22 protein-coding genes and 1 pseudogene are annotated in these 24,701 nt (G+C 67.3%); 17 read left to right on the top strand and 6 right to left on the bottom strand.

Translation table 11 applies throughout. From position 1 onward, the window contains the following. Positions 1-97 precede the first annotated feature (97 nt). Positions 98-1,564, bottom strand: coding sequence for an aldehyde dehydrogenase (locus tag D7316_RS23985; protein WP_124710487.1), 1,467 nt, complete (start codon positions 1,562-1,564; stop codon positions 98-100). Between the two features lie 64 nt (positions 1,565-1,628). On the opposite strand from D7316_RS23985, the gene D7316_RS23990 reads away from it, so the two are divergent. The 8 genes from D7316_RS23990 to D7316_RS24025 are packed head-to-tail and all read left to right on the top strand — an operon-like array spanning position 1,629 to position 8,543. Next, a complete protein-coding gene (locus D7316_RS23990; RefSeq protein ID WP_124710488.1) occupies positions 1,629-2,222 on the top strand; it encodes a TetR/AcrR family transcriptional regulator in 594 nt (197 codons plus the stop codon). Then, a complete protein-coding gene (locus D7316_RS23995; RefSeq protein ID WP_124710489.1) occupies positions 2,222-3,463 on the top strand; it encodes a cytochrome P450 in 1,242 nt (413 codons plus the stop codon). The genes D7316_RS23990 and D7316_RS23995 overlap by 1 nt, the downstream gene beginning before the upstream one ends. Beyond that, entirely contained in the window at positions 3,463-4,260 is a 798-nt protein-coding gene (locus D7316_RS24000) for an SDR family oxidoreductase (protein WP_124710490.1), read from the top strand. The genes D7316_RS23995 and D7316_RS24000 overlap by 1 nt, the downstream gene beginning before the upstream one ends. After that, entirely contained in the window at positions 4,260-5,603 is a 1,344-nt protein-coding gene (locus tag D7316_RS24005; RefSeq protein ID WP_124710491.1) for a cytochrome P450, read from the top strand. Before D7316_RS24000 ends, D7316_RS24005 begins: the two co-directional genes overlap by 1 nt. A gap of 6 nt (positions 5,604-5,609) precedes the next feature. Then, entirely contained in the window at positions 5,610-5,807 is a 198-nt protein-coding gene (locus D7316_RS24010; protein ID WP_124710492.1) for a ferredoxin, read from the top strand. 11 nt (positions 5,808-5,818) lie between these two features. Next, positions 5,819-6,364: a Cif family virulence factor gene (locus tag D7316_RS24015; protein WP_124710493.1), complete on the top strand. Its 546-nt coding sequence runs from the start codon at positions 5,819-5,821 to the stop codon at positions 6,362-6,364. A gap of 8 nt (positions 6,365-6,372) precedes the next feature. Further along, positions 6,373-7,641 carry a hypothetical protein gene (locus D7316_RS24020; RefSeq protein ID WP_124710494.1) on the top strand — a complete coding sequence of 423 codons (1,269 nt, stop codon included), beginning with the start codon at positions 6,373-6,375 and terminating at the stop codon, positions 7,639-7,641. Next, a complete protein-coding gene (locus tag D7316_RS24025) occupies positions 7,641-8,543 on the top strand; it encodes an SDR family NAD(P)-dependent oxidoreductase (RefSeq protein WP_124710495.1) in 903 nt (300 codons plus the stop codon). Before D7316_RS24020 ends, D7316_RS24025 begins: the two co-directional genes overlap by 1 nt. Positions 8,544-8,673: 130 nt before the next feature. Here D7316_RS24025 and D7316_RS24030 read toward each other — a convergent pair whose 3' ends face one another. The 4 genes from D7316_RS24030 to D7316_RS24045 all read right to left on the bottom strand — a co-directional run bounded on the left by D7316_RS24030 (position 8,674) and on the right by D7316_RS24045 (position 12,935). Further along, positions 8,674-9,699, bottom strand: a complete 1,026-nt coding sequence (locus tag D7316_RS24030) for an NAD-dependent epimerase/dehydratase family protein (protein WP_124710496.1) — start codon at positions 9,697-9,699, stop codon at positions 8,674-8,676. Continuing rightward, on the bottom strand, positions 9,696-10,778 hold the full coding sequence (locus tag D7316_RS24035) for an ecdysteroid 22-kinase family protein (protein ID WP_232017052.1): 1,083 nt from the start codon (positions 10,776-10,778) through the stop codon (positions 9,696-9,698). The genes D7316_RS24030 and D7316_RS24035 overlap by 4 nt, the downstream gene beginning before the upstream one ends. Before the next feature lies 1 nt (position 10,779). Next, complete coding sequence (fadD1, locus tag D7316_RS24040; protein ID WP_124710497.1) at positions 10,780-12,378, bottom strand: fatty-acid--CoA ligase FadD1; 1,599 nt, start codon at positions 12,376-12,378, stop codon at positions 10,780-10,782. Positions 12,379-12,467: 89 nt separating this feature from the next. Continuing rightward, positions 12,468-12,935 (bottom strand): hypothetical protein, encoded by a 468-nt coding sequence (locus D7316_RS24045; RefSeq protein WP_232017053.1) that lies wholly within the window; start codon positions 12,933-12,935, stop codon positions 12,468-12,470. Between the two features lie 170 nt (positions 12,936-13,105). Here D7316_RS24045 and D7316_RS24050 point away from each other — a divergent pair, with 170 nt between their 5' ends. The 9 genes and pseudogenes from D7316_RS24050 to D7316_RS24090 all read left to right on the top strand — a co-directional run bounded on the left by D7316_RS24050 (position 13,106) and on the right by D7316_RS24090 (position 24,241). Continuing rightward, positions 13,106-14,071, top strand: a complete 966-nt coding sequence (locus D7316_RS24050; protein ID WP_124710498.1) for a PaaI family thioesterase — start codon at positions 13,106-13,108, stop codon at positions 14,069-14,071. 109 nt (positions 14,072-14,180) lie between these two features. Further along, positions 14,181-14,984 carry a TIGR03084 family metal-binding protein gene (locus D7316_RS24055; protein ID WP_124710499.1) on the top strand — a complete coding sequence of 268 codons (804 nt, stop codon included), beginning with the start codon at positions 14,181-14,183 and terminating at the stop codon, positions 14,982-14,984. Between the two features lie 47 nt (positions 14,985-15,031). Next, positions 15,032-16,737, top strand: a pseudogene (locus tag D7316_RS24060) (acyclic terpene utilization AtuA family protein). 60 nt (positions 16,738-16,797) lie between these two features. Continuing rightward, complete coding sequence (locus D7316_RS24065; RefSeq protein WP_124710500.1) at positions 16,798-17,958, top strand: acyl-CoA dehydrogenase family protein; 1,161 nt, start codon at positions 16,798-16,800, stop codon at positions 17,956-17,958. Between the two features lie 13 nt (positions 17,959-17,971). Further along, complete coding sequence (locus tag D7316_RS24070) at positions 17,972-19,570, top strand: acyl-CoA carboxylase subunit beta (RefSeq protein ID WP_124710501.1); 1,599 nt, start codon at positions 17,972-17,974, stop codon at positions 19,568-19,570. 7 nt (positions 19,571-19,577) lie between these two features. Beyond that, positions 19,578-21,626, top strand: a complete 2,049-nt coding sequence (locus D7316_RS24075; protein WP_124710502.1) for an ATP-binding protein — start codon at positions 19,578-19,580, stop codon at positions 21,624-21,626. A 55-nt stretch (positions 21,627-21,681) separates the two neighbouring features. Beyond that, positions 21,682-22,806 (top strand): acyl-CoA dehydrogenase family protein, encoded by a 1,125-nt coding sequence (locus D7316_RS24080; protein ID WP_124710503.1) that lies wholly within the window; start codon positions 21,682-21,684, stop codon positions 22,804-22,806. A gap of 14 nt (positions 22,807-22,820) precedes the next feature. Next, entirely contained in the window at positions 22,821-23,618 is a 798-nt protein-coding gene (locus tag D7316_RS24085) for an enoyl-CoA hydratase family protein (protein ID WP_124710504.1), read from the top strand. Beyond that, positions 23,615-24,241, top strand: coding sequence for a TetR/AcrR family transcriptional regulator (locus tag D7316_RS24090; protein ID WP_124710505.1), 627 nt, complete (start codon positions 23,615-23,617; stop codon positions 24,239-24,241). The genes D7316_RS24085 and D7316_RS24090 overlap by 4 nt, the downstream gene beginning before the upstream one ends. 78 nt (positions 24,242-24,319) lie before the next feature. Here D7316_RS24090 and D7316_RS24095 read toward each other — a convergent pair whose 3' ends face one another. Continuing rightward, on the bottom strand, positions 24,320-24,628 hold the full coding sequence (locus tag D7316_RS24095; RefSeq protein ID WP_124710506.1) for an antibiotic biosynthesis monooxygenase family protein: 309 nt from the start codon (positions 24,626-24,628) through the stop codon (positions 24,320-24,322). Positions 24,629-24,701 lie beyond the last annotated feature (73 nt).

Consider the following 24,701-nt stretch of genomic DNA (forward strand, 5'->3'; position numbering starts at 1 on the left):
TCCTGCTCTCTGTTTGTTGGATGGTGTGGTGGTCTCGAAGTACTCGCCCTGCGGCTCGGACTCACTCGATCAGCGGTTCCGGCGACAGCGGAAGCTCCTAAGCCGGCGTCGCGACGGCCTTGGACTCGAGGTATTCCTCGAAGCCCGCGACGCCCATCTCGCGACCGATTCCGGAATGCTTGTAACCGCCGAACGGCACGTCGGCGGAGTACCAGATGCCCCCGTTGATACCCATGGTTCCGGTGCGAACCCCGTTGACCACCTTGTCGATCCGCGCAGTGTCGGAGCCCCACACGGCTCCGGAGAGGCCGTAGGGAGAGTCGTTGGCGATGCGAATGGCGTCGTCGTCGCCGTCATGCGGCAGGATCACCAGGACCGGACCGAAGATCTCCTCCTGCGCGACCCGTGCCGAGTTGTCGAGCCCCGAGATCAGGGTCGGCTCGACGAAGAATCCGCTGTTCTTGTCCGCCGGGCGTCCGCCACCGATCTCGATGGTCCCGCCCTCGGTCTTCGCCAGCTCGATGTAGGCCTCCACCCGATCGCGCTGGACCGCGGAGATCAGTGGGCCGCAGATGGTCCCGGCGTCGGTAGGATCGCCTGCCGCCAGCCCGGACAGCGAGTCGCGGGTTGCGGCGATGGCCTCGTCGAGCTTCTCGCGGGGTACCAGCAGCCGGGTGGTGATGGCGCACCCCTGCCCGGCGTGGGTGACCACGTTGAAGGCGGCCATCGCGCAGGCCGATGCCAGGTCCGCGTCGTCGAGGACGATGAACGCCGACTTCCCGCCCAGCTCCAGGAAGACCTTCTTCAGCGATTCCGCGGCGCCTGCCATGACCTTCTTGCCGGTCGCCGTGGACCCGGTGAACGAGACCAGGTCGACGCGCGGGTCGGTGGACAATTGCGCGCCCAACGAATGATCGCTCGAGGTGACGATATTGACGACGCCCGGCGGGAAGTCGGTCTCCTCGGCGATGACCTTGCCCACCAATGCCGCACACCACGGCGTGTCCGGAGCCGGCTTCAGCACGACCGTGCAGCCTGCGGCGAGGGCGGGGCCGATCTTCGCGAAGTTGATCTGGTGTGGGAAGTTCCACGGGGTGATCGCGCCGACGACGCCGGCCGCCTCCTTACGGATCTCCCGGACGTTCTTGATGCCCATCGGTTTCGCGCGGCCGAGGTCGGTGGTCCACTCGTAGCTCTCGGCGAGGTCGGCGAAGTAGCCGAGATCGTTGACCGGGCCCTCGAACTGCGGTCCGTGGGTGAGGAACACCGGGCAACCGACCTCGGCGACGGTCAGCTCGCGAAGTTCGTCTGCGTGGGCGAGCAGGGCGTCGCGCAACTGTCGGAGGCAGCGGGCCCGCAACGCCGGGTCGCGCGACCAGTCGGTGGTGTCGAAGGCGAGGCGGGCGGCGGCGATGGCGGCGTCCATGTCGGCGGCGGTGGCGTCGGCCGCCTGACCGAGCACCTCCTCGGTGGCCGGGTTGACGACGTCGAAAGTACCGCCGCCACCTGGGGTGAGTTTGCCGTCGATCAACAGGTCGGACGACGACGCGGGGCGTAAGGACATTGGCTGGAACTCCATCTGGACAGGTGTCTGGACTCAAGTTCAAACCTAGTGTAGCCTCGCTCACATGTCCAGTCCCGTATCCAGCTCGATGTCGCAGGAGTCCACGCGCCGGAGGCTGACGCAACAACAGGCCGAGACGGTATCGAGGCTGACCGTTGCCGCAGTCGAGGTCCTCAACGAGGAGGGGTTCGACGGGCTCACGGTCCGCACGGTGGCGAAGTTGGCCGGTGTCGCACCCGCCACGGCGTACACCTACTTCTCGTCGAAGAGTCATCTGGTGGCCGAGGTCTTCTGGCGCCGTCTCAATGCCGGTGTCGGAGAGCCGGATCTGTCGACCCCACCCGCCGAGCGGGTGGCCCAGGTGCTCCGTGAGGTCTCCATGGTGGTGGCGGGGGAGGGTCAACTCGGTGGCGCGGTCACCATGGCCCTGCTCGGGACCGATCCCGATGTGGAACACCTCCGGTTGCGGATCGGTGGATTCATCCGGCGACGTCTCGCCGAAGCCCTCGAGGTGGAACCGGAGAATCCCGGACCGCTGCTCGATGCACTGGAGATGATCTACGCCGGCGGTCTCGTGCACGCGGGAATGGGCCACATGTCCTATGAGCAGACCTCGGAACGTCTCGTCGCAGCCGCACACTTACTGATGGAGAAGTGATGACCGAAACCGCCACGGGAACGGGGATGGAACACCTCGTCCCGTTCGACCCGTATGCGTATGACTTCCACGAGGATCCGTACCCGACGTATCTGAGGTTGCGTCGCGAGGCTCCCGTGTACCACAACTCGGCGATGGACTTCTGGGCGTTGGCCCGGCACGAGGATGTCCGAGCGGGATTCCGGGACAGTGTGAAACTGTCCAACAGCTGGGGCGTGTCGATGGACCCGTCGTCGTACGGGCCGGATGCGCACAAGTCGATGTCCTTCCTGGCCATGGACGACCCCAAGCACATGCGGATCCGCAAGCTCGTGTCGAAGGGTTTCACCCCGCGGCGCGTCGGCGACCTCTCCGGTCGGATCACCGCACTGACGCATCAGCATTGGAGTCGATGCCTGGATATGGGCGAGTTCGACTACATCGCCGACTTCGCCGGCCTGCTGCCGATGGATGTGGTGTCCGAACTGCTGGGGGTGCCCGAGGCGGATCGCGCGCACCTGCGTCATCAGTCGGATCTGCTGCTACACCGCGAGGAGGGCGTGCTCGACATCCCCGAGGCGGCGATCTACGCGTATATCGAACTGCACAAGTACTATTCGGCGCTCATCGCCGACCGTCGCAAGAACCTGGGCGAGGATCTGGTGTCGGCGCTCATCGAGGCGGAGGTCGACGACGACACGACCGGGGAGAAGATGCGGCTCACCGAGGACGAGATCGTCGGCTTCATGGTGCTGATGGTCGTCGCCGGCAACGAGACCACCACCAAATTGCTTGCCAATGCCCTCTATTGGGGCTGGCGGAACCCGGACGAATTGGCCAAGCCGCTGGCCGACCCGGACTGTGTCGCCGACTGGACCGAGGAGACGCTGCGATACGACAACTCGACGCAGATGGTGTTGCGCCGCGTGCTGTCCGACGTCGAATACGGCGGAGTCACCATCCCCGAGGGCGAAAGGGTGCTGCTGCTGGTCGGTTCGGCCAACCGTGACGAGGACGTGTTCGGCGCCGATGCCGATCGGTATCAGATCGGGCGGGACTGCAGTCAGACGATGATGAGCTTCGGATTGGGAACGCATTTCTGCCTCGGCGCGCATCTGGCGCGATTGGAGTCCAACATCGGGCTGGGCGAGGTGGCCCGATCGATCCGCAGTCTCGACATCGACATCGACAACGCCGTTCGGGTGCACTCGGTGAACGTGCGCGGTTTCGCCGAGCTCCCGGTGAAAGTGCAGGTGCGCTGATGGCCTTCATCCCACATCCGCAGCGCCGGCCGGTGCTGGTCGCCGGTGCGTCGTCGGGAATCGGTGCGGCGACGGCCGAGATCCTCTCCGCCGCAGGGTATCCGGTCGCGCTTGCGGCACGCCGGGTCGACAAGCTGCAGGAACTCACCGACCGGATCACGGCTGCAGGCGGCGAGGCGGTCGCCGTGCCGCTGGACATCACCGACGAGTCGTCGGTGCTCGAATGTGTCGCCAAGGCCCAGGCGGCACTGGGCGATCTGGAGATCGTGGTCAGCGGGGCCGGCGATCTGGCCGTGGGGCTGTCCTACGAGGTCAGTCCCGCCGACTTCGCCGCGCAGATCGACATCCATCTGGTGGGTGCGCACCGTCTGTATCGCGCGGTGGTGCCGGGGATGATCGAGCGCGGCCGGGGCGACTATGTCTTCATCGGCTCCGACGTGGTCCTGCATCCGCGGCCGTGGTCGTCGGCCTACGTCGCCGCGAAGGCCGGGATCGACGGACTGGTCGCCACCGCCCAACTCGAGTTGGAGGGAACGGGTGTGCGCGCCAGCGTGATCCGGCCCGGCCAGGTCTTGACCGGGATGGGAATGTACCTCGATCAGAAGACCACCGAACTGATGCTCAACGACTGGATCAAGCACGGCTTGGCCCGGCACGGCAACTTCCTCGAGCCCGGGCACATCGCCCAGGCGGTCACCGCGATCGTCACCATGCCGCGCGGTGCGCACATGCGGGTCGTCGAGGTGGAGGCCGAGGGCGCCATCCAACGCACCGAACGCCCCGAAGGAGAACACTGATGACCGCATTGACCAAGCCCAAGCGTGTATCCGGTGGAAAGGGCGAACACGGCCACCTCGATGAACTGGCCACCGATCCGATCTCCCTGTTCTGGCGGGTGCGGGAGGAGTGCGGCGACGTCGGCCAGTTCCAGCTCGCCGACCGCGAGGTGGTGCTGGTGTCCGGTGCCGCCGCCAACGAGGAGTTCTTCCGCGCACCCGAGGAAGACCTGGATCAGGCGGCCGCGTACCCCTTCATGACGCCGGTGTTCGGCGAGGGTGTCGTGTTCGACGCCAGTCCGGAGGAACGCTCGAAGGCGATCCACAACTCGGCGCTCAAGGGCGCGCACATGAAGCAGCACGCGATCACCATCCCCAACGAGGCCGAACGCATCATCGCGAACTGGGGTGACGAGGGCGAGATCGATCTGCTCGAGTTCTTCGCCGAGCTGACGCTCTACACCTCGTCGGCGTGCTTGATCGGTCGCAAGTTCCGGGAACGGCTCACCGGCCACGTCGCGCACCTCTTCCACGACCTGGAGAAGGGCACCGACCCGATCGCCTACGTCGACTACAACGCCGACATCGAGAGCTTCCGCAAGCGTGACGAGGCGCGTGCGGAGCTGGTCGAGTTCATCCAGGGCGTGATGGACGAGCGCATCGCGAATCCGACCGAGGACAAAGAAGACCGCGACCTGATGGACGTCCTGGTCCAGGTGGGGTTCGACGCGAACACCATCACCGGCATGTTCATCTCGATGATGTTCGCGGGGCATCACACCACGTCCGGAACGGCCGCGTGGACGCTCATCGAGTTGTTGCGCAACCCGGAGTACATGGCGCGGGTGTACGGCGAACTCGATGAGATCTACGGCGACACGCCGCCGGGAGAACGCCCGGAGTACACGTTCGCGCACACCCGGCAGATGCCTCAGCTGGAGAATGCATTGAAGGAAGCGCTACGTCTGCATCCTCCGCTGATCATCCTGATGCGGGTGGTGCAGAAGGACTTCCATGTGGAGGATTTCGAGGTGAAGGCCGGTCAGTCGATCGCGGTGTCGCCGGCGATCTCCAATCGTCTACCGGAGGACTACCCGAATCCGGACGCATTCGACCCCGATCGCTACGAGAAGCCGCGTCAGGAGGATCTCGCGAATCGGTGGACGTGGATCCCGTTCGGCGCCGGGCGGCACCGATGCGTCGGCGCGCAGTTCGCCATCATGCAGCTGAAGGCGATCTTCTCGGTGCTGTTCCAGAACTACGAGTTCGAGATGCTGCAGCCCTCGGAGACCTATCGCAACGACCACTCGAAGATGGTCGTGCAGCTGCAGCAGCCGTGCCGGGTGAAGTACCGGAAGCGGTGACGGCCGATGCGTGTCGAAGTGGATCTGGATCTGTGCCAGGGGCACGGGATGTGCGAGATGGAGGCGCCCGACGTCTTCCGCGCGCACGTTGATCACGTGGAGATCCTCGACAAGGAACCCGACGAGTCCCGCCGCGCCGAGGTCGAGGCCGCGGTGATGTATTGCCCGACACAGGCTCTGAGAATCATCGAAGACGACGAGTGAAGTGGAGTGACATGTCTTTTGATCGTGCCGAACTGGAAGAGATGAAGCAGCGGTGGCTCGATGCGAACGTCGAGGCAGAGAAGGCCGGTGACTGGAAGCCGTTGGCCGAGTTCTACACCGAGGACGCCACCTATGGCTGGAACTACGGACCGGAGAAGGACTTCATGGCCGTTGGTCGTGACGAGATCCGTGACCTCGCTCTCGGCCAGGAGATGGAAGGCCTCGAAGGCTGGGTGTACCCCTACCAGGCGTGGGTCATCGACGATCAGACCGGCGACATGATCGGCCTGTGGAAGCAGATCTACGAGCGGACCCGCGAGGACGGCACGAACTATGCGCTGGAAGGCATTCAGGGCAGCTGGTTCAAGTACGGCGGGAACTTCCAGTTCTCCTGGCAGCGTGACTTCTTCGACTTCGGCAACGTGTCGGCGTTGTTCATCGAGATGCTGAAGAACAATGCGATGAGCGACGGCATGCTCAAGCGGATCGAGAAGTCGGCGCCGGGTGACCTGCCCGGGTGGTATCCGTTCGGCAAAGCCCCCGTCGAGTTCTGGTGAACTGATCGATGACTCGACCAGCCCCGGCCTATCAAGGCCTGAGTCAGGATCAGTTGGCCATCCTCGTCCCGGAGTTGCTCCTCTCCGGTCAGTTGATCGACCGCAGCGGAATGGCCCATCTGATCAGCGCCTTCGGGCGTGAGGTGATGGGACAGGTGGCCATCGAGGAGTGGATGGCCGCCAGCCCGGTCTACACCCACCGCATGCGGGCCGCGCTCGGTATCGACGGTGACGGTGTCGAGGACATGTTCAAATGTCTGCAGCTCGACATCGGTGCGCCGCCGCAGTTCATGGACTTCCGCTATGAGGTGACCGACAAGTACCACGGCTCTTTCTTCCTGCAGCACTGCGGCGCGCTGATGGATGTGGAGCCGATGGGCGACGACTACGTGACCACCATGTGTCATGACATCGAGGACCCGACCTTCGACGCGACGGCCATCGCCACCAACCGCCGCGCACGGATCCGACCCGTACACCGGCCACCTCGTCGGCCGGAAGGCCGCATGCCGCACTGTGAGTGGACGGTGACGATCGAACCCGATCGGGACGAGTTGCCACTGCCCGCCGATGCCGCCGAGATATTCGGCACCCGGGCAGGTCAATTGGTTCTCACGCCGATCGACCCGTCTGACGATGACGGACTGAGTGACTACCGGGGGCCCCTGCTCGCCGATCTGCAGTTCCGGGAATGGTCGGCATCGGCCCTCGCCCGGATCGCCGAAGAGGTTGCGCTGCAACATCAGTTGCTGTCCCTCGGCTTTCTACGGTCGGTGCGGAGGCAGGCGGAGAGCGAAGACCAGGCCCGGGAGATCTTCCGCAAACAGTTGACCGGGATCGCCGGTCTGTCCGCGGATCGTCTGCGGCACGCCTTGGATCTGAGCGTCGACGCCGACGGCCTGGTCACGGTGATCAATCTCCACCCCGTGCTGGGGCCGTCTCAGTACACCGGGGTGAGCGCCGAGGTCCGCGGAACGGATGTGGTGGTGCGGGTTCCGAAGTCGTCCGATGCCGTGGCCGACGGCGGTTGGATCACCCTCCTCGACGTGCACCGGTACGAGCCGTTGCAGGCCATCGGCACCGCGGTGGACTCGCACTGGACGGTGTCCTCGTCGTCTGAGGACGACGAGGTGCTTGAGTTCGTGCTCGCCCGTGGTGCGGAATCCGCGAAGGAGTCGGGGGAGGTCGCGATCGCACGGTTCAGTTCCGGCGCGACCTTCGAATTCGCGGACCGCGGACGCTCCATCCCGATCACGCCGGTGGGTATCGGCGTCTGATGGATGACGAGCCGGGCACGGCGCCCGCGGCCCCGCCCGACCTGAGCCTGTCCGGCCGGGTCGCCGTGGTCGCGGGCGCCACACGCGGCATCGGCCTGGCGGTGTCGTACGCGTTGTCAGGGCGCGGCGTGTCGATCGTGGTGAATGGTCGGGATCCTGTGGCCGTCGACGAGACCGTCACCGAGATCCGCGGCGGCGGGGGATATGCGGTGGGTGTCGTCGGTTCGGCGGGCGATGACGGCGTCGCGCAGAAGATGGTCGACACCGCGCTTGAGGAGTTCGGCGCGCTGGACATCGCGGTCAACTGTGCGGGCATCGCCGAGCCCCCGGGGTCGACGGTCCTCTCCATCACTGCCGATGAGTTCCGTTCGCAGGTGGACGCGCATCTGATGAGCGCGTTCCACCTGATGCAGGCCGCCGGACGGGTCTTCGTGGAGCAGGCGACCGGGTCGATCGTGCTGACCGGATCGGCCGCCTCGCTCGGTATGTTCGGGGGCAGTGGCTATCCCGCGGCGAAGGGCGGCGTCAACGCGTTGGCCCTTGCCGGCGGTGCCGACCTCGCTGATCACGGTGTGCGGGTCAATGTGGTGATGCCGGGGGCGAAGTCGCGGTTGTCCACCGGTGATGACTACGTCGCCCATATCGAGAACCTGCACCGTCGAGGAATCCTCGACGACTTCACACGGGATGCGGCACTCGATCCGGCGCCGCCGGAGTATGTCGCCGCGCTCTACGTGTTCCTGGCCAGTGATGCGGCCAAGTCGATCACCGGCCAGATCTACACCGCGGCTGGTGGGTTCATCGGGCGGTACGAGCCACAGCAGGCATCATTCATCGCGTATCGCGAACATCAATCGACCGCTCCCTACACGATGATGGAGCTGGCCGACCTCCTGACCTAACCCGCCCCTGCGCCCCCGGCGCCCCCCGGCGCCCCCGCGCCCCCCGCCCCCCCGCCCGGTTCTTCCCCCGGGTATCGCTTCGTCCTCCGTATGCAGGCGGGGGACGAAGCGATACCCGGGGGAAGAACGGTCAGGGGCGGTCGGCGTGGCCGAGCCCAACACCGGCGGCGCGTCGGCGCGCGACACGGTCGACCCAGAACCGGGCGCCCTCGGCGACCGCCTCAGGAACCGGTTTCGGCTGCCATCCGAGCTCGCGCTCGGCCTTGCCATGGTCCATCGCCGACATGTAGTGCATCAGTCGTACGGACGTGAGGGTCAGCTGCCGGGGCCGACCGGTGAGCGCGGCCATCGCGGATCCGACTGCGCCACAGACATACAGCGCAGGGCGGTGTAGCACCACCCGAGGCGGTCGGCGACCGGCGGCGCCCGCGGCGGTGCTGATGATCTCGCCGAGGTCGATGCACCGCTCCGACACGATGTACCGGTGCCCCGGTCGACCGTGATCGGCGGCGAGGATCAGCGCCCGCGCTGCATCGTCGATCCCCACCGACTCGGCGCGACAACCACGCACCGTGAACGGCAACTTCCCGAGCGCCGCACCCGCGACGAATCCGCCGTGCGGCGTGGGCTGCCAGTCCCCGGCGCCATATGTGTTGGACACACACATCGCGACCGCGGGCAGCCCGTGGTCGCGGACGTACTCCATCACCAGATTCTCGGCTGCGACACGGGTTCTGACGTACTCCGGGGCCTTGTCGCGCCAGTTGAACGCGTCGTCCTCGGTGGCCGGCCGTCCGTCGACGTGGCCGATGGTCGCGAGGGTACTGGTGAACACGAAGGCTCGCAGGTCGGTGTGGACCGCGACGTCGAGGACTGCACGTAGCGCCTCCACATTCGTGCGATAGAGGGGAGCGGCATCGGTGAGCCAGGCGCGCGTGTCGACCGCGCAGTAGAACACGACGTCGCACCCGGCGAGCGCGGACCGGACCAACGGCTCATCGGTCAGCTCGCCGACGACGCGGTCCAGCGGCAAGTCGTCGATCGCCCGGGTCTCGCTGGTGGAGCGGATCAACACCCTGACCTGTTCGCCCGCCGCGACCAGCTGACGCACCACGTGACTGCCGAGGAAACCGGTTGCTCCGATGACCAGTTTCATCGCAGCGCCGTGGGATTCAGATCGTCGATGGCCGCCGCCGCGCGCTCCAGCATGGTCGTGAACATCCGGTCGCCGCGCTCCGTGGGCATCGCTGCGCCACAACCGAAGACGATGATCATCGGTGCCTGGATCAGCGAGTCGACATAGTCCGACCAGCAATCGTCGAACGTGTAGTCGGTCACGCCGAGTGCGCCGAGCCGGCGGTGATAGGCGAGGAGGATGTCGCGTTCGTGCGCACGACGATCGTCGACGGTCAGGCTGGTGGAGAGCAGGAAGGCGATGTCGCGCAGCGGGTTCCCGACCGTGATCGTCTGCCAGTCGATGATCGTGACCGAGCCGTCGGGGCCGAACAGGAGGTTGTCGACACGCAGGTCTCCGTGGATCAACGCGAACCGCGACGGTCGCCGTTCCAGCCATTCGCCGCCGGTTGCGACGAGCCAGTCGACGGCGGCGGCCGGTCGTCCGGACAGCTGGAATCGCGCGCGGAACGTCTCGGCCATCGGCTCGAGGACCGAATCCATCAGGACGCGGTCGTCGTGCGTCGGCAACGAGAGACCCGGCAGGTCGAGGAGTGTGGTGTCGCACCAGCGCGGTGCATGCATCCCCGCCGCCGCGATGGCCGCCGCCAGCGCCTGCTCCGGACTGCACCCGGCGATCTGATCGCCCTGCACGGCAGGTGCCATGTCCTCGAGCAGCAGGACGAACTCGGTGCTGTCGACCGACAGCGCCGACGCATGGCACCGCGGAACCGGCGCCGAGAGTGTCGGGGCGAGGCGTCGATAGAAGAGCACCTCGTTGCGGAACACCCCTGAGGCGAACTCGCGTTGTGACCGGTCTCCGATGGCGATCTTCGCGACCAGCGTCGGCGGGAGGTCGACGGGTCGGGCGTAGGTCGGGATCAGCCGAAACGACCCGGCCATCTGGCCGGAACCGACGGGTTCGACTCCGAGGGAGACGATCTCGACATCGTGCCCCTCCGATCGCAGCAGCTCCGACAGCCACGACGCGGTCAGGTCGTCGACGGCGGTCGGAATCCCGGGACGCCCGACGTCGCCGTCGGCCGCGCGTGTCACCGACACATCACACCGTCGCAGCAGGAGCGTCGGTCACCGAGCGATAGTCGGTCGACCGCGCATCCCGCACCCACAACGTGCCGTCGGCGGCGATCGGCCCCTGCTTCTTCAGTTCCCGTTTGAGGATCTTGTTGGTCGCGGTGGTCGGCAGGTCATCGGCGATGCGGACGTACCGCGGCCAGGCCTTCGGCGATAGGTCGGCTTGCGCGGAGAGCTGCGCGGTCAACGACTCGGTCGTCAGGGTGGCATCGTCCTGCAGCACGACGGCTGCCATGACGGCGTCCCCGACGTGCTCATCCGGTACGGCGTAGACGGCGACCCGATTGATCTCCGGAAGCCGCAACAGGATTCGCTCGATGGGGCCCGCGGCGAGATTCTCACCATCGACGCGCATCCAGTCGCCGGTGCGACCGGCCAGGTAGATCCAGTCGTCGACGTCCTTGTAGGCGAGGTCGCCGGACCAGTACATCCCGTCGCGCAGACGCTCGCTGGTGGCGGACTCGTCGTTGTAGTAGCCCATGAACATGCCCGCGCCGTCGACGTTCACCAGTTCGCCGATCGCCTGATCGGCGTTGGTCAGCGCGCCGGTCTCGTCGAACTCCGCCCGTGGGCACTCGGTGTGGGTCTCCGAGTTGTATACGGCGACATTGGGAAACCCCCGGCCGATCGAACCCTCGGGGGTCCCGGGTTCGCGCGTGATGATGATCGCGAGCTCGGTGGAACCGAAGCCGTCCCACACCGTGCAGTCGAATCTCCGCGAGAACTCGTCGATGTCGCGATCGGTGGCCTCGTTGCCGAAGGCGACCCGCAACGGGTTGTCGCTGTCGTCGGGCAGCTCGTGGGTGGCGAGGATGTACGCGAGTGGCTTGCCCACGTAGTTCATGTAGGTCGCGTTGTAGCGGCGGATGTCACTCAGGAACGTCGAGGCGGAGAACTTGGCCGGCGCGATGGCCGCACCACCACAGAGTGCCACGCAGTAGCCGCCCATGAGTGCGGCAGAATGGAACAGCGGCATCGACAGGTAGCAGACGTCGCCGGGGCCGATGCTGTACTTGTCCGCCAGGACCGGCCCGGCGAACGGGATCATCATGTGCGCGAAACGAACCGGCTTCGGATTGCCGCTCGTGCCGGATGTGAAGATCAGCATGAACGTGTCGGTGGCAGCAGGGTCGGAGTGGGGTACCAGGTCGCCGGCGTCCGCCAGGAGCTCGTCCCATTCCGACGACGACGTGTCCAGCACGGTGACGCCGGGTAGGTCGAGGCCATCCAGGAGGGTGCGGTGCTCGGCGTCGGTGATCAGGATCTGGCAGTCGGCGCGGCGAATATCGGCGGCGAGCCCGTCCCCGCGGCGGGTGTTGTTCACGCCGACGGTGATGTAGCCGCCCAGCGCGCCCGCGGCGAGCGCCCGCAGCATGTCGGGGGTGTTGCCGAGCAACGTCCCGACATGCATCGGTCGGGCCGGGTCGGCCAGCCCGAGGACTGCCGCCGCCATGCGTTCGGAGTCGGCGATGTACTCCCGCCAGGACCACTCTCGGCCCTCATGGGTGATCGCCAGGTTGTCGTCGTTCTCGCGCTCGCGGAGGAGCTGGGTCACTGTCTCGGCCACGCGACCACTGTAGAACGTGTTCTCGTTTCGTGTGGACAGATTTCAGAAAATGTCTACTCGGTGGGCGGCAGAGCACGCACCCACCCCGCTCAGCGGTAGAACCACCCCGTGCCGGGTACCACGGTGAACGCCTGGTCGGTGCGGCCGATGATCGTCGTGGTGAACGAGATGCGGCCCACGCCGGTCGCGACGTCGGGGCCGGGGGCCGGCTTCCCGTTGCGGCAGACGGGGAAGACGGCATCGTCGGTCCGGTTGGTCTGTTCGTTGCGCCAGGTGACGGCCGCGCGAGCGTTGGCGAGGTTGCCGCGGCAGGCCGTTTCCCAGGGCAGGATGGTCAGGCGCGCGGTGCCCGGCGTCGTCGCGGTGGCCGCGAGGTTCGCGACGAACCCGCCCGAGATGCCGTTGTCGTTGACGGTGATGCCCACATTCGGCACCTGCTCCACGCGCAGGGATCTGCCCGGGGCCGCGTCCGCCGGTGCGGCGGACAGCGCGGCGGTCACCGCGGCGATGCCGACGACGGTCATGCATGCGGCCGCGCGAGAGATTCGACGGGTCACGATCATCAGGTTGCCTCCGACTCGATCCAACAACACGTCCCGCCTGTCAGGGTGTCCGAATCGCCGGCTGCGGTGAGGTTCGTCACTCGTTCTGTTATCGATCCGCAATCGGGCGACCGCGGGGCTTCGCCGAGTTCGTCATCGTGGGTCGCCGATGTTTGACTGGACCGATGAGTGTTGCCGGGGAACAGGAGAATGTGTCGCACACGATCGTCGAGTCGGGTGTGGCCGATCGCGATCGGCCGCGGGACCCGGTCACCGCCTTCGGCATCGGGAACGTCGCGACCGGCGAGGGCGGCCTCGTCACGGCAGAACAGCAACTCGGCCCGAAGTTCGCCGACCATCGCGGACGGATCGACCTACCGGCGATCGCGGTGCTGTTCGATCACCTCGGCGGCCTGCCGTTCTTCGCCTCGGGTCCGGGTGGATCGCCCTGTGTGCAGGCTCGACTCTCCATGGCGATGCAGGGACACGTCGACGTGTCCGACCGCGTGACCGGGAGCGCCCGGCTACTGATGCGCGACGACGGTTTCGGGAGCACCCGGGTCGACATCGCGACATCGACCGGCCATCTGTGTTGCTCCGGCGGTGCGCGCAACGTCGCGGTCGGCCGGACGTTCGACGCCGATCCCACCCGCGAACGCGGTGTGGGGGTACCCCCGTCCGGCGCGCACGACGGCATCCACCTTCCGCCCGCGATCGAACCCGGGCTCACCGGCCGGCAGATCGTCGAAGAGATCGCCGCTGGTGTCCGTCCGCCCGGCCCGATCGCAGAACTCCTCAACGGCAGCGTGGCGCTCGTCGAACACGAGCGAGGCGCCGGTGTCCGGTTCACCGCCCGGACCGAGCCCTGGATGGGCAACGTGTTCGGCACCATGCACGGGGGAGTGATCGCCGCGATCGCCTCGCTGGCGTGCTCGTTCGCCGGGCAGGCCAACGCCGTCGCGGGCGCGGACTATCAACTCGGTGATCTCGCGATCGGGTTCCTGCGGTCACCGGCTGTCTCCGGCGGCGACGTCGTCGTCGAGGTCGTGCCGGTGAAGATCGGCCGCCGGATCGCGTCGGTCGAGGCGACCATGCACGGATCCGACGGGGTGCTGCTCAGCCGTGCCGCCGCGGACGTTCTCTATCGCTGACCACAATCCGCTGACCGCCGTCCGCTGACTGCGCCGACGGGGCGGCTCTCCGGCAAGAAAACAATCATGCGTGATTGATTTTTCCGTCACCCTGTGTGACGCTGGTCGCATGTCGCTCGTGGAGGGGGTCGTCGCCGACCTGGCTGCGCAGTCAGCCGAACTCGATGAACTGGTCGCCGGGCTCGACGACACCGACTGGGCGCGCCCGACGCCCGCGCCGGGGTGGACGATCGCTCATCAGATCGCCCACCTCGCCTGGACCGATCAGATGGCGGCGATCGCGGCCACCGACCTCGACAGGTTCGGCGAGGTCCTCGCCGAGGCCGCCGGCAACCCGACCGGGTTCGTCGACGATGCCGCCGAACACGCCGCCGCCGCTCCACCCGACCAGATCCTCGAGGGGTGGCGCACCGCGCGCGCGGACCTCGCCGACGCGCTGCGCGCGGTGCCCGACGGCGTCAAGATCCCGTGGTTCGGACCGCCGATGTCGGCGGCCTCGATGGCGACCGCCCGACTGATGGAGACGTGGGCGCACGGCCTCGACGTCGCCGACACGCTGGGTGTCGCGCCGGTACCGACGGACCGCATCAAGGCGGTCGTCCACATCGGCGTCCGCACCCGCGACTTCGCCTACCTGATCAACGGTGTGGACGCGCCCACCGGACCGTTCCGCTTCGAGATCACCGCGCCGTCGGGCGACCTGTGGGTGTGGGGGCCCGACGACGCGGCCGACATCGTGCGCGGACCAGCAGTCGACTTCTGTGAGCTCGTGACCCAGCGGCGTGCGATCGCCGACCTGGATCTGCAGATCGTCGGCGACAACGCCCGGCAATGGGCCGCCATCGCCCAGTGCTTCGCCGGACCACCGGGGGCCGGACGTCCGGCGGCCACCGCGACCACGGAGGTGCGATGACCATGCCCGACAACACCATTCCCGACAGCACCATTCCCAACAACACCATGCCCGACAACATCATCCGGATCGGCAACGCATCTGGCTTCTACGGCGACCGGTTCTCCGCGGTGCGGGAGATGCTCGACGGCGGCGACCTCGACTTCCTCACCGGCGACTACCTCGCCGAGCTGACCATGCTGATCCTCGGACGCGACCGGATGAAGGACCCGAAATCGGGCTACGCGAAGACCTTTCTCCGGCAGATGGAGGAGTGCCTCGGGCTCGCCATCGACAAGGGTGTCCGGATCGTCACCAACGCAGGTGGTCTCAATCCGCACGGCCTCGCCGTCGCACTACGTGAGCTGGCCGAGAACCTGGGTGTCAGCGCCGACATCGCGTTCGTCGACGGCGACGACCTCCTCGACCGTGCCGGCGACCTCGGGCTCGGCACACCGCTGACCGCGAACGCGTACCTCGGCGCGTTCGGCATCAAGACCGCGCTCGATGCGGGCGCCGAGATCGTCGTCACCGGCCGGGTGACCGACGCATCCCTCACCGTCGGACCCGCCGCCAGCGTATTCGGTTGGGGCTATGACGATCTCGACGAGCTCGCCGGGGCCGTGGTGGCCGGTCACGTCATCGAATGCGGAGCGCAGGCCACCGGCGGCAACTACGCGTTCTTCGGCGAGCTGCCGCGGATGGGTCATCTCGGCTTCCCGATCGCCGAGGTCGCCGCCGACGGAACGTCGGTGATCACCAAGCATCCCGGTACGGGCGGTGCGGTCACCGTCGGTACGGTCACCGCGCAACTGCTCTACGAGGTCGGCGGGCCCCGCTACCTGGGTCCCGACGTCACCACGCGGCTCGACACCATCGACCTCGCACAGGCCGGCGACGATCGGGTGGCGATCAGCGGCGTTCGCGGTGAGGCCCCACCGGCCACCACCAAGGTGTCCCTGAATCACCTTGCCGGAGTGCGCAACGAGATCACCCTGATCCTCACCGGACTCGACATCGAGGCCAAGGCCGAGCTGTTCAAGTCCCAGTTCACGGCGGCGCTCCCGACCGAGCCCGCCGAGATCGACTGGGAACTGTCCCGGCTCGATCGCCCGGACGCGGAGACCGAGGAGCAGGCGAGTGCGCTGTTGCGCTGCGTGGTCCGGGATCCGGATGCGAAGAAGGTCGGCCGCGCGTTCTCGTCGACCGCCGTCGAACTCGCACTCGCCAGCTATCCAGGATTCGCCGCCACGGCTCCCCCGGTCACGGCACGCCCTACGGAGTGTTCGAGCCGGGTTATGTGGATGCCGAGGCAGTCGATCATCGGGTGGCCCTGCAAACCGGTGTGGTCGAACGGATCTCGCCGAGTCCACTGCGCACCGAGGTGCCGGAGGATCTCGACGACGAGCCCCGGGAGACGTCGGCCGACTGGGGCCCGACGGCGTTGCTCCCGCTGGGCACCATTGCCGGTGCGCGCAGCGGCGACAAGGGCGGCAGCGCGAACATCGGTGTGTGGGTGCGGCGCCCGGAGCATTTCGCCTGGCTCGACAGCACCCTCGACGTCGACCTGCTCCGTCAGTTGTTGCCCGAAGTCGCCGACCTCCCGGTCCGCCGCCACCGACTGCCGAACCTCAACGCCGTCAACTTCGTGATCGACGGCGTGCTCGGTCGCGGTGTCGCGGAGAACGTCCGTTTCGATCCGCAGGCCAAGGGCATGGGCGAGTGGCTGCGCTCGCGTCCGGTGCCGATCCCCGTCTCCTTCACGAAAAGCTAGCCCTCGCAAGACCTCAGCTTCTTCGAACAGTCAGCCTTCACGAACACTCAGGGAGAGCCAGTGCCGATCATCAGCCCGGTGTGGGACACACCGGAGCGCCTCCAATTACGGTCGACGGTCCGCGGATTCGTCGACCGCCACGTTCTGCCGCACCAGGACTCCTGGGAGGCCGAGGGCCAGATCCCGCGCGAGTTGCACCGCGAGGCGGCCAAGCTGGGACTCTTCGGACTCGGAGTGTCCGAGGACGTCGGAGGTTCCGGCGGCGATCTGATCGACTCGTCCATCCTGGCCGAGGAGTTCCACTATGCCGGCGCCGCGGGCGGGGTGTTCGCATCGCTGTTCACCCACGGCATCGCGCTGCCCCACCTCATCGGGGCCGGTGACCCGGATCAGATCGACCGCTGGGTGCGACCCACCCTCGCCGGCGAGAAGATCGGCAGCCTGGCGATCACCGAGCCGGGTGGCGGCAGCGACGTCGGGCATCTGAGCACCTCGGCGGTCCGCGATGGCGACCATTTCATCGTCTACGGAGCCAAGACCTACATCACCTCCGCCGTTCGCGCCGACTTCGTCGTGACCGCGGTCCGCACCGGCGGCCCCGGCGCATCGGGTGTCTCGCTGCTGGTGATCGAGAAGGACACACCGGGATTCACCGTCACCCGCAAGCTCGACAAGATGGGCTGGCGCAGTTCCGACACCGCCGAGCTCTCCTTTGTCGATGCCCGTGTGCCGGTCACCAATCTGGTGGGTGCGGAGAACTCGGGATTCGCGCAGATCGCGACGGCATTCGTCACCGAACGATCGGGTCTGGCGGTGCAGGCGTACGCGAGCGCACAGCGGTGCCTGGATCTGACACTGGCCTGGGTGCGCGACCGTGAGACGTTCGGCAAGCCGCTGATCGCGCGTCAGTCGGTGCAGGACAGTCTGACCGAGATGGCCCGCCGGATCGACGTCGCCCGGATCTACACCCGGGCCGTGGTCGAGCGCAAGATCTCCTCCGACGACGATCTCATCGCCGAGGTGTGCTTCGCCAAGAACACCGCGGTCGAGGCCGGTGAGTGGGTGGCGAACAAGGCCGTTCAACTCTTCGGCGGTATGGGATACATGACCGGCACCGAGGTCGAGCGGCAGTATCGCGACATGCGCATCATCGGCATCGGCGGCGGCACCACCGAGATCCTCTCGGGTCTCGCGGCAAAACGATTGGGGTATCAACGATGACGGGGGTTCTGGCATGACGGCGATCCGATCCACCCTCGACGCGACGGGCGAGGACTTCCGGGTGGCGAGCACCTCGATGACCGACAAGCTGGTCGAGATCCAGACCGAGTTCGACAAGGCGCTGGCCGGCGGCGGTGAGAAGTACGTCGCCCGGCACCGTAAGCGCGGCAAGCTGACCGCCCGCGAACGTATCGAGATGCTCATCGACGAGGATTCGGCATTCCTCGAACTGTGTCCGCTGGCCGCCTACGGCTCGGACTTCCAGGTCGGCGCGTCCGCGGTCACCGGCATCGGCGTGGTCGAGGGTGTCGAATGCATGATCGTGGCCAACGACCCGACCGTGAAGGGCGGCACGTCGAATCCGTGGACGTTGCGGAAGATACTCCGCAGCAACGACATCGCGCTCGCCAATCGGTTGCCGGTGATCTCGCTCGTCGAGTCCGGCGGCGCCGACCTCCCCACACAGAAGGAGGTGTTCGTCCCGGGTGGCCGCATGTTCCGCGACCTCACGAGGTTGTCGGCGGCGGGCATACCGACCATCGCCCTGGTCTTCGGCAACTCCACCGCGGGCGGCGCGTATGTCCCGGGGATGAGCGATCACGTCGTGATGATCGAGAACGCGTCGAAGGTCTTCCTCGGCGGTCCGCCGCTGGTGAAGATGGCGACCGGCGAGGACAGCGACGACGAGTCCCTCGGCGGCGCCCAGATGCATGCCCGGCAGTCGGGTCTGGCCGACTACTTCGCCGCCGACGAGCAGGACGCGATCCGGGTGGGCCGGCGCATCGTGTCCCGGCTGAACTGGCGCAAGCAGGGGCCGGGCCCGGTGGCCGAGGTGCTCGAACCGCGGTACGAGACAGAGGAACTGCTCGGCATCGTGCCGTCGGATCTGAAGATCCCGTTCAACCCGCGTGACGTGATCGCACGGGTCGTCGACGACAGCGACTTCGACGAGTTCAAACCCGATTACGGTACTTCGCTGTGCACCGGGTGGGCCCGCATCCACGGCTATCCCATCGGCATCCTGGCCAACGCGCAAGGCGTGCTGTTCAGTCAGGAGTCGCAGAAGGCGACCCAGTTCATCCAGCTGGCCAACCGCAGCAACACGCCACTCTTGTTCCTGCACAACACCACCGGCTACATGGTCGGCAAAGAGTACGAGCAGAACGGCATCATCAAACACGGTTCGATGATGATCAACGCGGTGTCCAACTCGACGGTGCCGCATATCTCGGTGCTCATGGGAGCGAGCTACGGGGCCGGTCACTACGGCATGTGCGGCCGCGCCTACGACCCGCGGTTCCTGTTCGCCTGGCCGAGCGCGAAATCCGCGGTGATGGGTGCGGCCCAGCTTGCCGGCGTCATCTCCATCGTGTCGCGTGCCGCCACCGAGGCGCGGGGCGGAACCGTCGACGAGTCCGCGGATGCGGCGATGAAGCAGATGATCGAGGCGCAGATCGAGGCCGAGTCCGTACCGGCGTTCCTGTCCGGCATGCTCTACGACGACGGCGTCATCGACCCTCGGGACACCAGAACTATTCTCGGGCTGTGCCTCTCGGCCATCGACAGCGGGCCGGTCGAGGGTACGTCCAACTTCGGCGTCTTCCGGATGTGAGGCGGACATGACAACAACCATCACCTCTGTACTCGTCGCCAACCGCGGTGAGATCGCCTGCCGGGTGTTCACCACCGCCCGTGCGATGGGCCTGCGCACGGTCGCCGTGTTCTCCGATCCCGACGAGCACGCGCCACACGTGCGGATGGCCGACACCGCCGTCGCGCTGCCCGGTTCGACGTCGGCCGAGACCTATCTGCGTGGTGACCTGGTCATCGCGGCAGCACATGCGGCGGGCGCGGACGCCATCCACCCCGGCTACGGGTTCCTCTCGGAGAACGCCGAGTTCGCGCAGGCGGTGATCGACGCGGGACTCACCTGGATCGGTCCACCGCCGGCGGCGATCGCGGCGATGGGTTCCAAGGTCAACGCGAAGAAGTTGATGGCCGATGCCGGTGTACCCGTGCTGGGTGACATCGATCCGGCCGCCGTGACCGACGACGACCTGCCGTTGCTGATCAAGGCATCCGCCGGCGGCGGCGGCCGCGGCATGCGGGTGGTGCGTTCGCTCGATGAACTGGGCGATGCGGTCACCGGCGCCGCGCGAGAGGCGGAGTCCGCCTTCGGCGATCCGACCGTTTTCTGTGAAACCTATGTCGAGCGTGGGCATCACATCGAGGTCCAGGTGATGGCCGACGAGTACGGGGCCGTGTGGGCCGTCGGCGAACGCGAGTGCTCCATCCAGCGACGCCACCAGAAGGTGATCGAGGAAGCGCCGGCGCCACTGGTGGAACGCATCGGTGGTGACCTGCGGGAGCGTCTCTACGCGGCCGCGCGCACCGCAGCCGCGACGATCGGTTACACCGGCGCCGGCACAGTGGAGTTCCTCGCCGACGAGACCGGGCGATTCTTCTTCCTGGAGACCAATACCCGGCTGCAGGTCGAGCACCCCGTGACCGAGCTGACCACCGGCACCGACCTGGTGGCGTGGCAGCTGCGCGTCGCGTCGGGTGAACATCTCGACCCGGAACCGCCCACCGCGTCCGGGCATGCCATCGAGGTCCGTCTCTACGCCGAAGACCCCGGCGCGGACTGGCAACCGCAGTCGGGGACCGTGCACGCGATCGAGATCACCGACGACGCGCGGTTCGGTCCACTCGACCGCCCGGGTATCCGGGTCGACTCGGGGATCGAGGCGGGAAGCGAGATCTCCACCTTCTACGACCCGATGCTGGCCAAGGTGATCAGCTGGGCGCCGGATCGGCGTCGGGCGGCGGCGATGCTGTCCCATGCGCTGGCCGGTGCACGCATCCATGGCCCGGTCACCAACCGCGACATGCTCGTCAACACTCTGCGCAGCGACGAGTTCCTGTCCGGCCACACCGACACGGGATTCATCGACAGCGTCGGACTCGACGTCCTGTCCGCCCCGCTCGCCGGCGGAGACGATGTGCGGGTCGCGGCCGCGGCGGCGGCGCTCGCCGACGCCGCCCGGGTGCGCGGCCGGGCGCGGGTGCAGGCCGGATTGCCCGCCGGATGGCGGAATCTCACGTCGGGGTACCAGACCAAGCGCTACGTCGACACACGCGTCGACGACAACGAGATCGAGGTCCGCTACCGCCACGGCCGAGATGGTGTCGAGCTGCCGGATCTGCCGGGCGTCTCGGTGGTCGAGACATCCCCGGATCGCGTCGTCGTCTCCGTCGCCGGTGTCCGTCGTACGCTGACCGTCGCGCTCTACGACGACCTGGCCTTCGTCGACGGTCCGGGTGTTGCGGTGGCATTGCGGCGGGTGCCGCGGTTCATCGACCCGTCCGCGGTCGCCCGCCCGGGCTCCTTGCTCGCGCCGATGCCGGGCGCGGTCATCCGGGTCGCGGTGACCGAGGGGGAGCGGGTGGTCGCGGGCCAGCCGCTGCTCTGGCTCGAGGCGATGAAGATGGAACACACCGTCAGTGCCCCCGCCGACGGGATCGTCGCCACCCTGTCGGTTCAACCCGGACAACAGCTTTCCGTCGGTGACGTACTGGCGGTGATCAGTGCCGACGACGCCGCCGATGACAGCGGCGCCGCCGCAGACCACTCGGACAACCTGAAGCAAGAGGAGACAGTCGGATGACCGCACAACTGGATGATGTTGCCAACCCGTTCGTCGAGACCCCGAGCGTGCCGGTCTGCGCGCGTCGGTTGCCGCGTTCGCCGCCAAGTACGGCCAGGAATACTTCCGCGAATGCGCACGTGAGGGCCGCAAGACCGACGAGATGTGGTCCGAGGCGGGCAAGCTCGGATTCATCGGGGTCAATCTGCCGGAGGAGTACGGCGGCGGTGGCGCCGGGATGTACGAGCTCTCCATCGTGATGGAGGAGATCGCCGCGGCCGGTACCGGGCTGCTGATGCTCGTCGTCTCACCGGCCATCTGCGGCAACATCATCGCCCGTTTCGGGACCGATGCCCAGAAGCAGCAATGGATTCCGGGCCTGGCCGACGGGACTATCACGATGGCGTTCGGCATCACCGAACCCGACGCCGGATCGAACTCGCACCAGATCACCACCACCGCCCGTCGCGATGGCGAAGAGTGGCTGCTGAACGGGCGCAAGGTCTTCATCTCCGGTGTCGACCAGGCGGAGGCCGTACTCATCGTCGCCCGCACCGAGGACGCCAAGACCGGCAAGCTCAAGCCGGCGCTGTTCATCGTGCCCACCGATGCCGCCGGATTCGAGTGGACGATGATCGACATGGAACTGCAGAACCCGGAGAAGCAGTTCCAGCTCTTCCTCGACGACGTCCGGCTGCCGGCCGACGCGCTGGTCGGTTCCGAGGACGCGGCGTTGAGCCAGTTGTTCGCCGGGCTCAACCCGGAGCGGATCATGGCGGCGGCGTCGGCGGTCGGCATGGGCCGGTTCGCCTTGAACAAGGCCGTCGCGTATGTGAACGATCGAACGGTCTGGAAGACGCCGATCGGTGCGCATCAGGCGATCGCGCATCCGCTGGCCGAGGGCAAGGTGCAGATCGAGATGGCCAAGCTGATGATGCAGAAGGCCGCGACCCTCTACGACGCCGGCGACGACTGGGGCGCCGCCGAACCCGCGAACATGGCCAAGTACGCGGCCGCCGAGGCGTGCGTGAAGCTCGTCGACCATGCCGTGCATTCGATGGGTGGCAACGGTTTGACCAGTGAGTACGGTCTGGCGCCGATGCTCAGCCTGGCGCGGATCGCGCGGATCGCGCCGGTCAGCCGGGAGATGATCCTGAACTTCGTCGCGCAGACCAGCCTCGGGCTGCCCAAGTCGTACTGAGTGGGGGACTTGTCATGAGCGAAGTCGTCCACGTCGGCGTCGACGACGGGATCGCCACTCTGGAACTGGATTCGCCTGGGAATCGCAACGCGCTCGGTGCCACGCTCGTCGAGCAGTTCGGCTCTGCGCTGCGCCGGGTGGCCGACGATCCCGGCGTGCGCGGTGTCGTCCTCACCCACACGGGTGGAACCTTCTGTGCAGGAGCCGATCTCAGCGAGGCACTGAAGTCGGGGATGTCGGTGGAAGATGCGTCCGCACACGGAACCCGATCGATGATCGACCTGATGCGGACGATCCTGGAGATGCCCAAACCGGTGATCGCCCGGATCGACGGGCATGTCCGGGCCGGTGGGCTCGGCCTGATCGGTGCGGCCGACATCGTGCTCGCCGGGCCGTCGTGCACCTTCGCGCTGACCGAGGCGCGGCTGGGACTGGCTCCGTCGGTGATCTCGCTGGTGCTGCTGCCCCGACTGACCGCGCGAGCATCCGGGCGGTACTTCCTGTCCGGGGAGACCTTCGACTCCGCGACCGCCGTCCGACTCGGTCTCGTCACGGAGTCGTTCGCCACCTCCGACGATCTCGCCGCCGGGCAGGAGACCGTCCTCGCCGGCATCCGCAGGTCGTCACCGCAGGGATTGGCGGCGTCGAAGGCGCTGACCACTGCTGCGGTCCTCGCTCAATTCGAGGAATCGGCCGCGGCCCGTGCCGAGGAATCGGCGTCGCTGTTCTCCTCGGAAGAGGCCCGCGCGGGGATGGCCGCGTTCCTGTCGAAGCAGCGCCCGCCCTGGGATCTGACCGCGGACCCGGCATGACCTCCGGCACCCGCACCCCGGCGCCTCGCGAACCGCAGCAGGAACGCTCGCGGCTCACGCGAGAACGCCTGCTGCGGTCCGCGATCGAGGCGCTCGCACAGGATGGTTGGGCGTCCGCGACCGTGGCAGCCGTCGCCGAGCGCGCCGGGGTGTCGCGCGGTGCGGCCCAACACCATTTCCCGACCCGCGAGGCGCTGATCACCGCCGTCCTCGAGCAGGTCTTCGACGACATGACCTCGACCGCGTCGGCAGCGATCGCGACCATGCCCGACGACGACGCAGGCCGGATCGCCGCCGCCGTCGACCGGGCTGTCGCCATCTACACCGGCACCGAGTTCAAGGCCGCCCTGCAGGTGTGGGCCGCCGCCGCGTCGGACTCCGCGCTACGCGAGCTGATCCTGCCGATGGAGGGCAAGTTCGCGCATGCCGCGCACCAGATGACCGTCACGGCCCTGGATCCGGAAGGGCGATATCCCGATTCCCGCCGGATCGCACAGGTGACCCTGGACCTCGCGCGCGGACTCGGCCTCGCCGACACCCTGTCGGACGACTCCCGGCGTCGTGCACAGGTCGTCGCGACGTGGACGGAACTGATCCGGATCGCCCTGACTCACACCGCCTGACCCAACCCGCGGAGCGGTGCGACTCCTACGACTGTTCAGACGTGTCTGCTGGTGTCGTGGGGGTCGGCCAGGCACGCGTCACGCGTACGTCCCGTAATCCGCGGTGACACCGAGGCGCGCCAGGAACTCCGTGCGGTCGAATCCGGTGGCTGCGACGTCGGCAGCCACCACGCTCCCTGCCTTGCGGAGGGATTCGTGTGATTCCCAGGTCACCGCGGTCACCACGTTGTAGGCGCTGTCGCCGTCGACCAGGCTGATGACGTCGTTGCGGATGATGCCGGGCTGCCGGCCGAGGATCTCGTGGATGTGTTGGATCCGGGCGAGGAACTCGTCCATCGCCGGTGCGGGAACGGAGAACTTGTCGATGCGATGCAGAGGTGTTGTCATGCGCACACTCTCATACCTCACGTCCACTTGAGGTCAAGCCCTCCCGAGCCTCGACGGCCCGCGCGATCCTGAC

It is taken from the genome of Gordonia insulae, assembly GCF_003855095.1.
In the GTDB taxonomy this organism is placed as follows: domain Bacteria; phylum Actinomycetota; class Actinomycetes; order Mycobacteriales; family Mycobacteriaceae; genus Gordonia; species Gordonia insulae.

Bases quoted from the DNA above. Each gene is read 5' to 3' on its own strand.
- D7316_RS24000 (WP_124710490.1), top strand. From the start codon at position 3,463: ATGGCCTTCATCCCACATCCGCAGCGCCGGCCGGTGCTGGTCGCCGGT.
- D7316_RS24070 (WP_124710501.1), top strand. From the start codon at position 17,972: ATGACGGCGATCCGATCCACCCTCGACGCGACGGGCGAGGACTTCCGG.
- D7316_RS23995 (WP_124710489.1), top strand. From the start codon at position 2,222: ATGACCGAAACCGCCACGGGAACGGGGATGGAACACCTCGTCCCGTTC.
- D7316_RS24010 (WP_124710492.1), top strand. From the start codon at position 5,610: ATGCGTGTCGAAGTGGATCTGGATCTGTGCCAGGGGCACGGGATGTGC.
- D7316_RS24055 (WP_124710499.1), top strand. From the start codon at position 14,181: ATGTCGCTCGTGGAGGGGGTCGTCGCCGACCTGGCTGCGCAGTCAGCC.
- D7316_RS24015 (WP_124710493.1), top strand. From the start codon at position 5,819: ATGTCTTTTGATCGTGCCGAACTGGAAGAGATGAAGCAGCGGTGGCTC.
- D7316_RS23985 (WP_124710487.1), bottom strand. From the start codon at position 1,564: ATGTCCTTACGCCCCGCGTCGTCGTCCGACCTGTTGATCGACGGCAAA.
- D7316_RS24050 (WP_124710498.1), top strand. From the start codon at position 13,106: ATGAGTGTTGCCGGGGAACAGGAGAATGTGTCGCACACGATCGTCGAG.
- D7316_RS24095 (WP_124710506.1), bottom strand. From the start codon at position 24,628: ATGACAACACCTCTGCATCGCATCGACAAGTTCTCCGTTCCCGCACCG.
- D7316_RS23990 (WP_124710488.1), top strand. From the start codon at position 1,629: ATGTCCAGTCCCGTATCCAGCTCGATGTCGCAGGAGTCCACGCGCCGG.
- D7316_RS24025 (WP_124710495.1), top strand. From the start codon at position 7,641: ATGGATGACGAGCCGGGCACGGCGCCCGCGGCCCCGCCCGACCTGAGC.
- D7316_RS24030 (WP_124710496.1), bottom strand. From the start codon at position 9,699: ATGAAACTGGTCATCGGAGCAACCGGTTTCCTCGGCAGTCACGTGGTG.
- D7316_RS24020 (WP_124710494.1), top strand. From the start codon at position 6,373: ATGACTCGACCAGCCCCGGCCTATCAAGGCCTGAGTCAGGATCAGTTG.
- D7316_RS24005 (WP_124710491.1), top strand. From the start codon at position 4,260: ATGACCGCATTGACCAAGCCCAAGCGTGTATCCGGTGGAAAGGGCGAA.
- D7316_RS24075 (WP_124710502.1), top strand. From the start codon at position 19,578: ATGACAACAACCATCACCTCTGTACTCGTCGCCAACCGCGGTGAGATC.
- D7316_RS24090 (WP_124710505.1), top strand. From the start codon at position 23,615: ATGACCTCCGGCACCCGCACCCCGGCGCCTCGCGAACCGCAGCAGGAA.
- D7316_RS24085 (WP_124710504.1), top strand. From the start codon at position 22,821: ATGAGCGAAGTCGTCCACGTCGGCGTCGACGACGGGATCGCCACTCTG.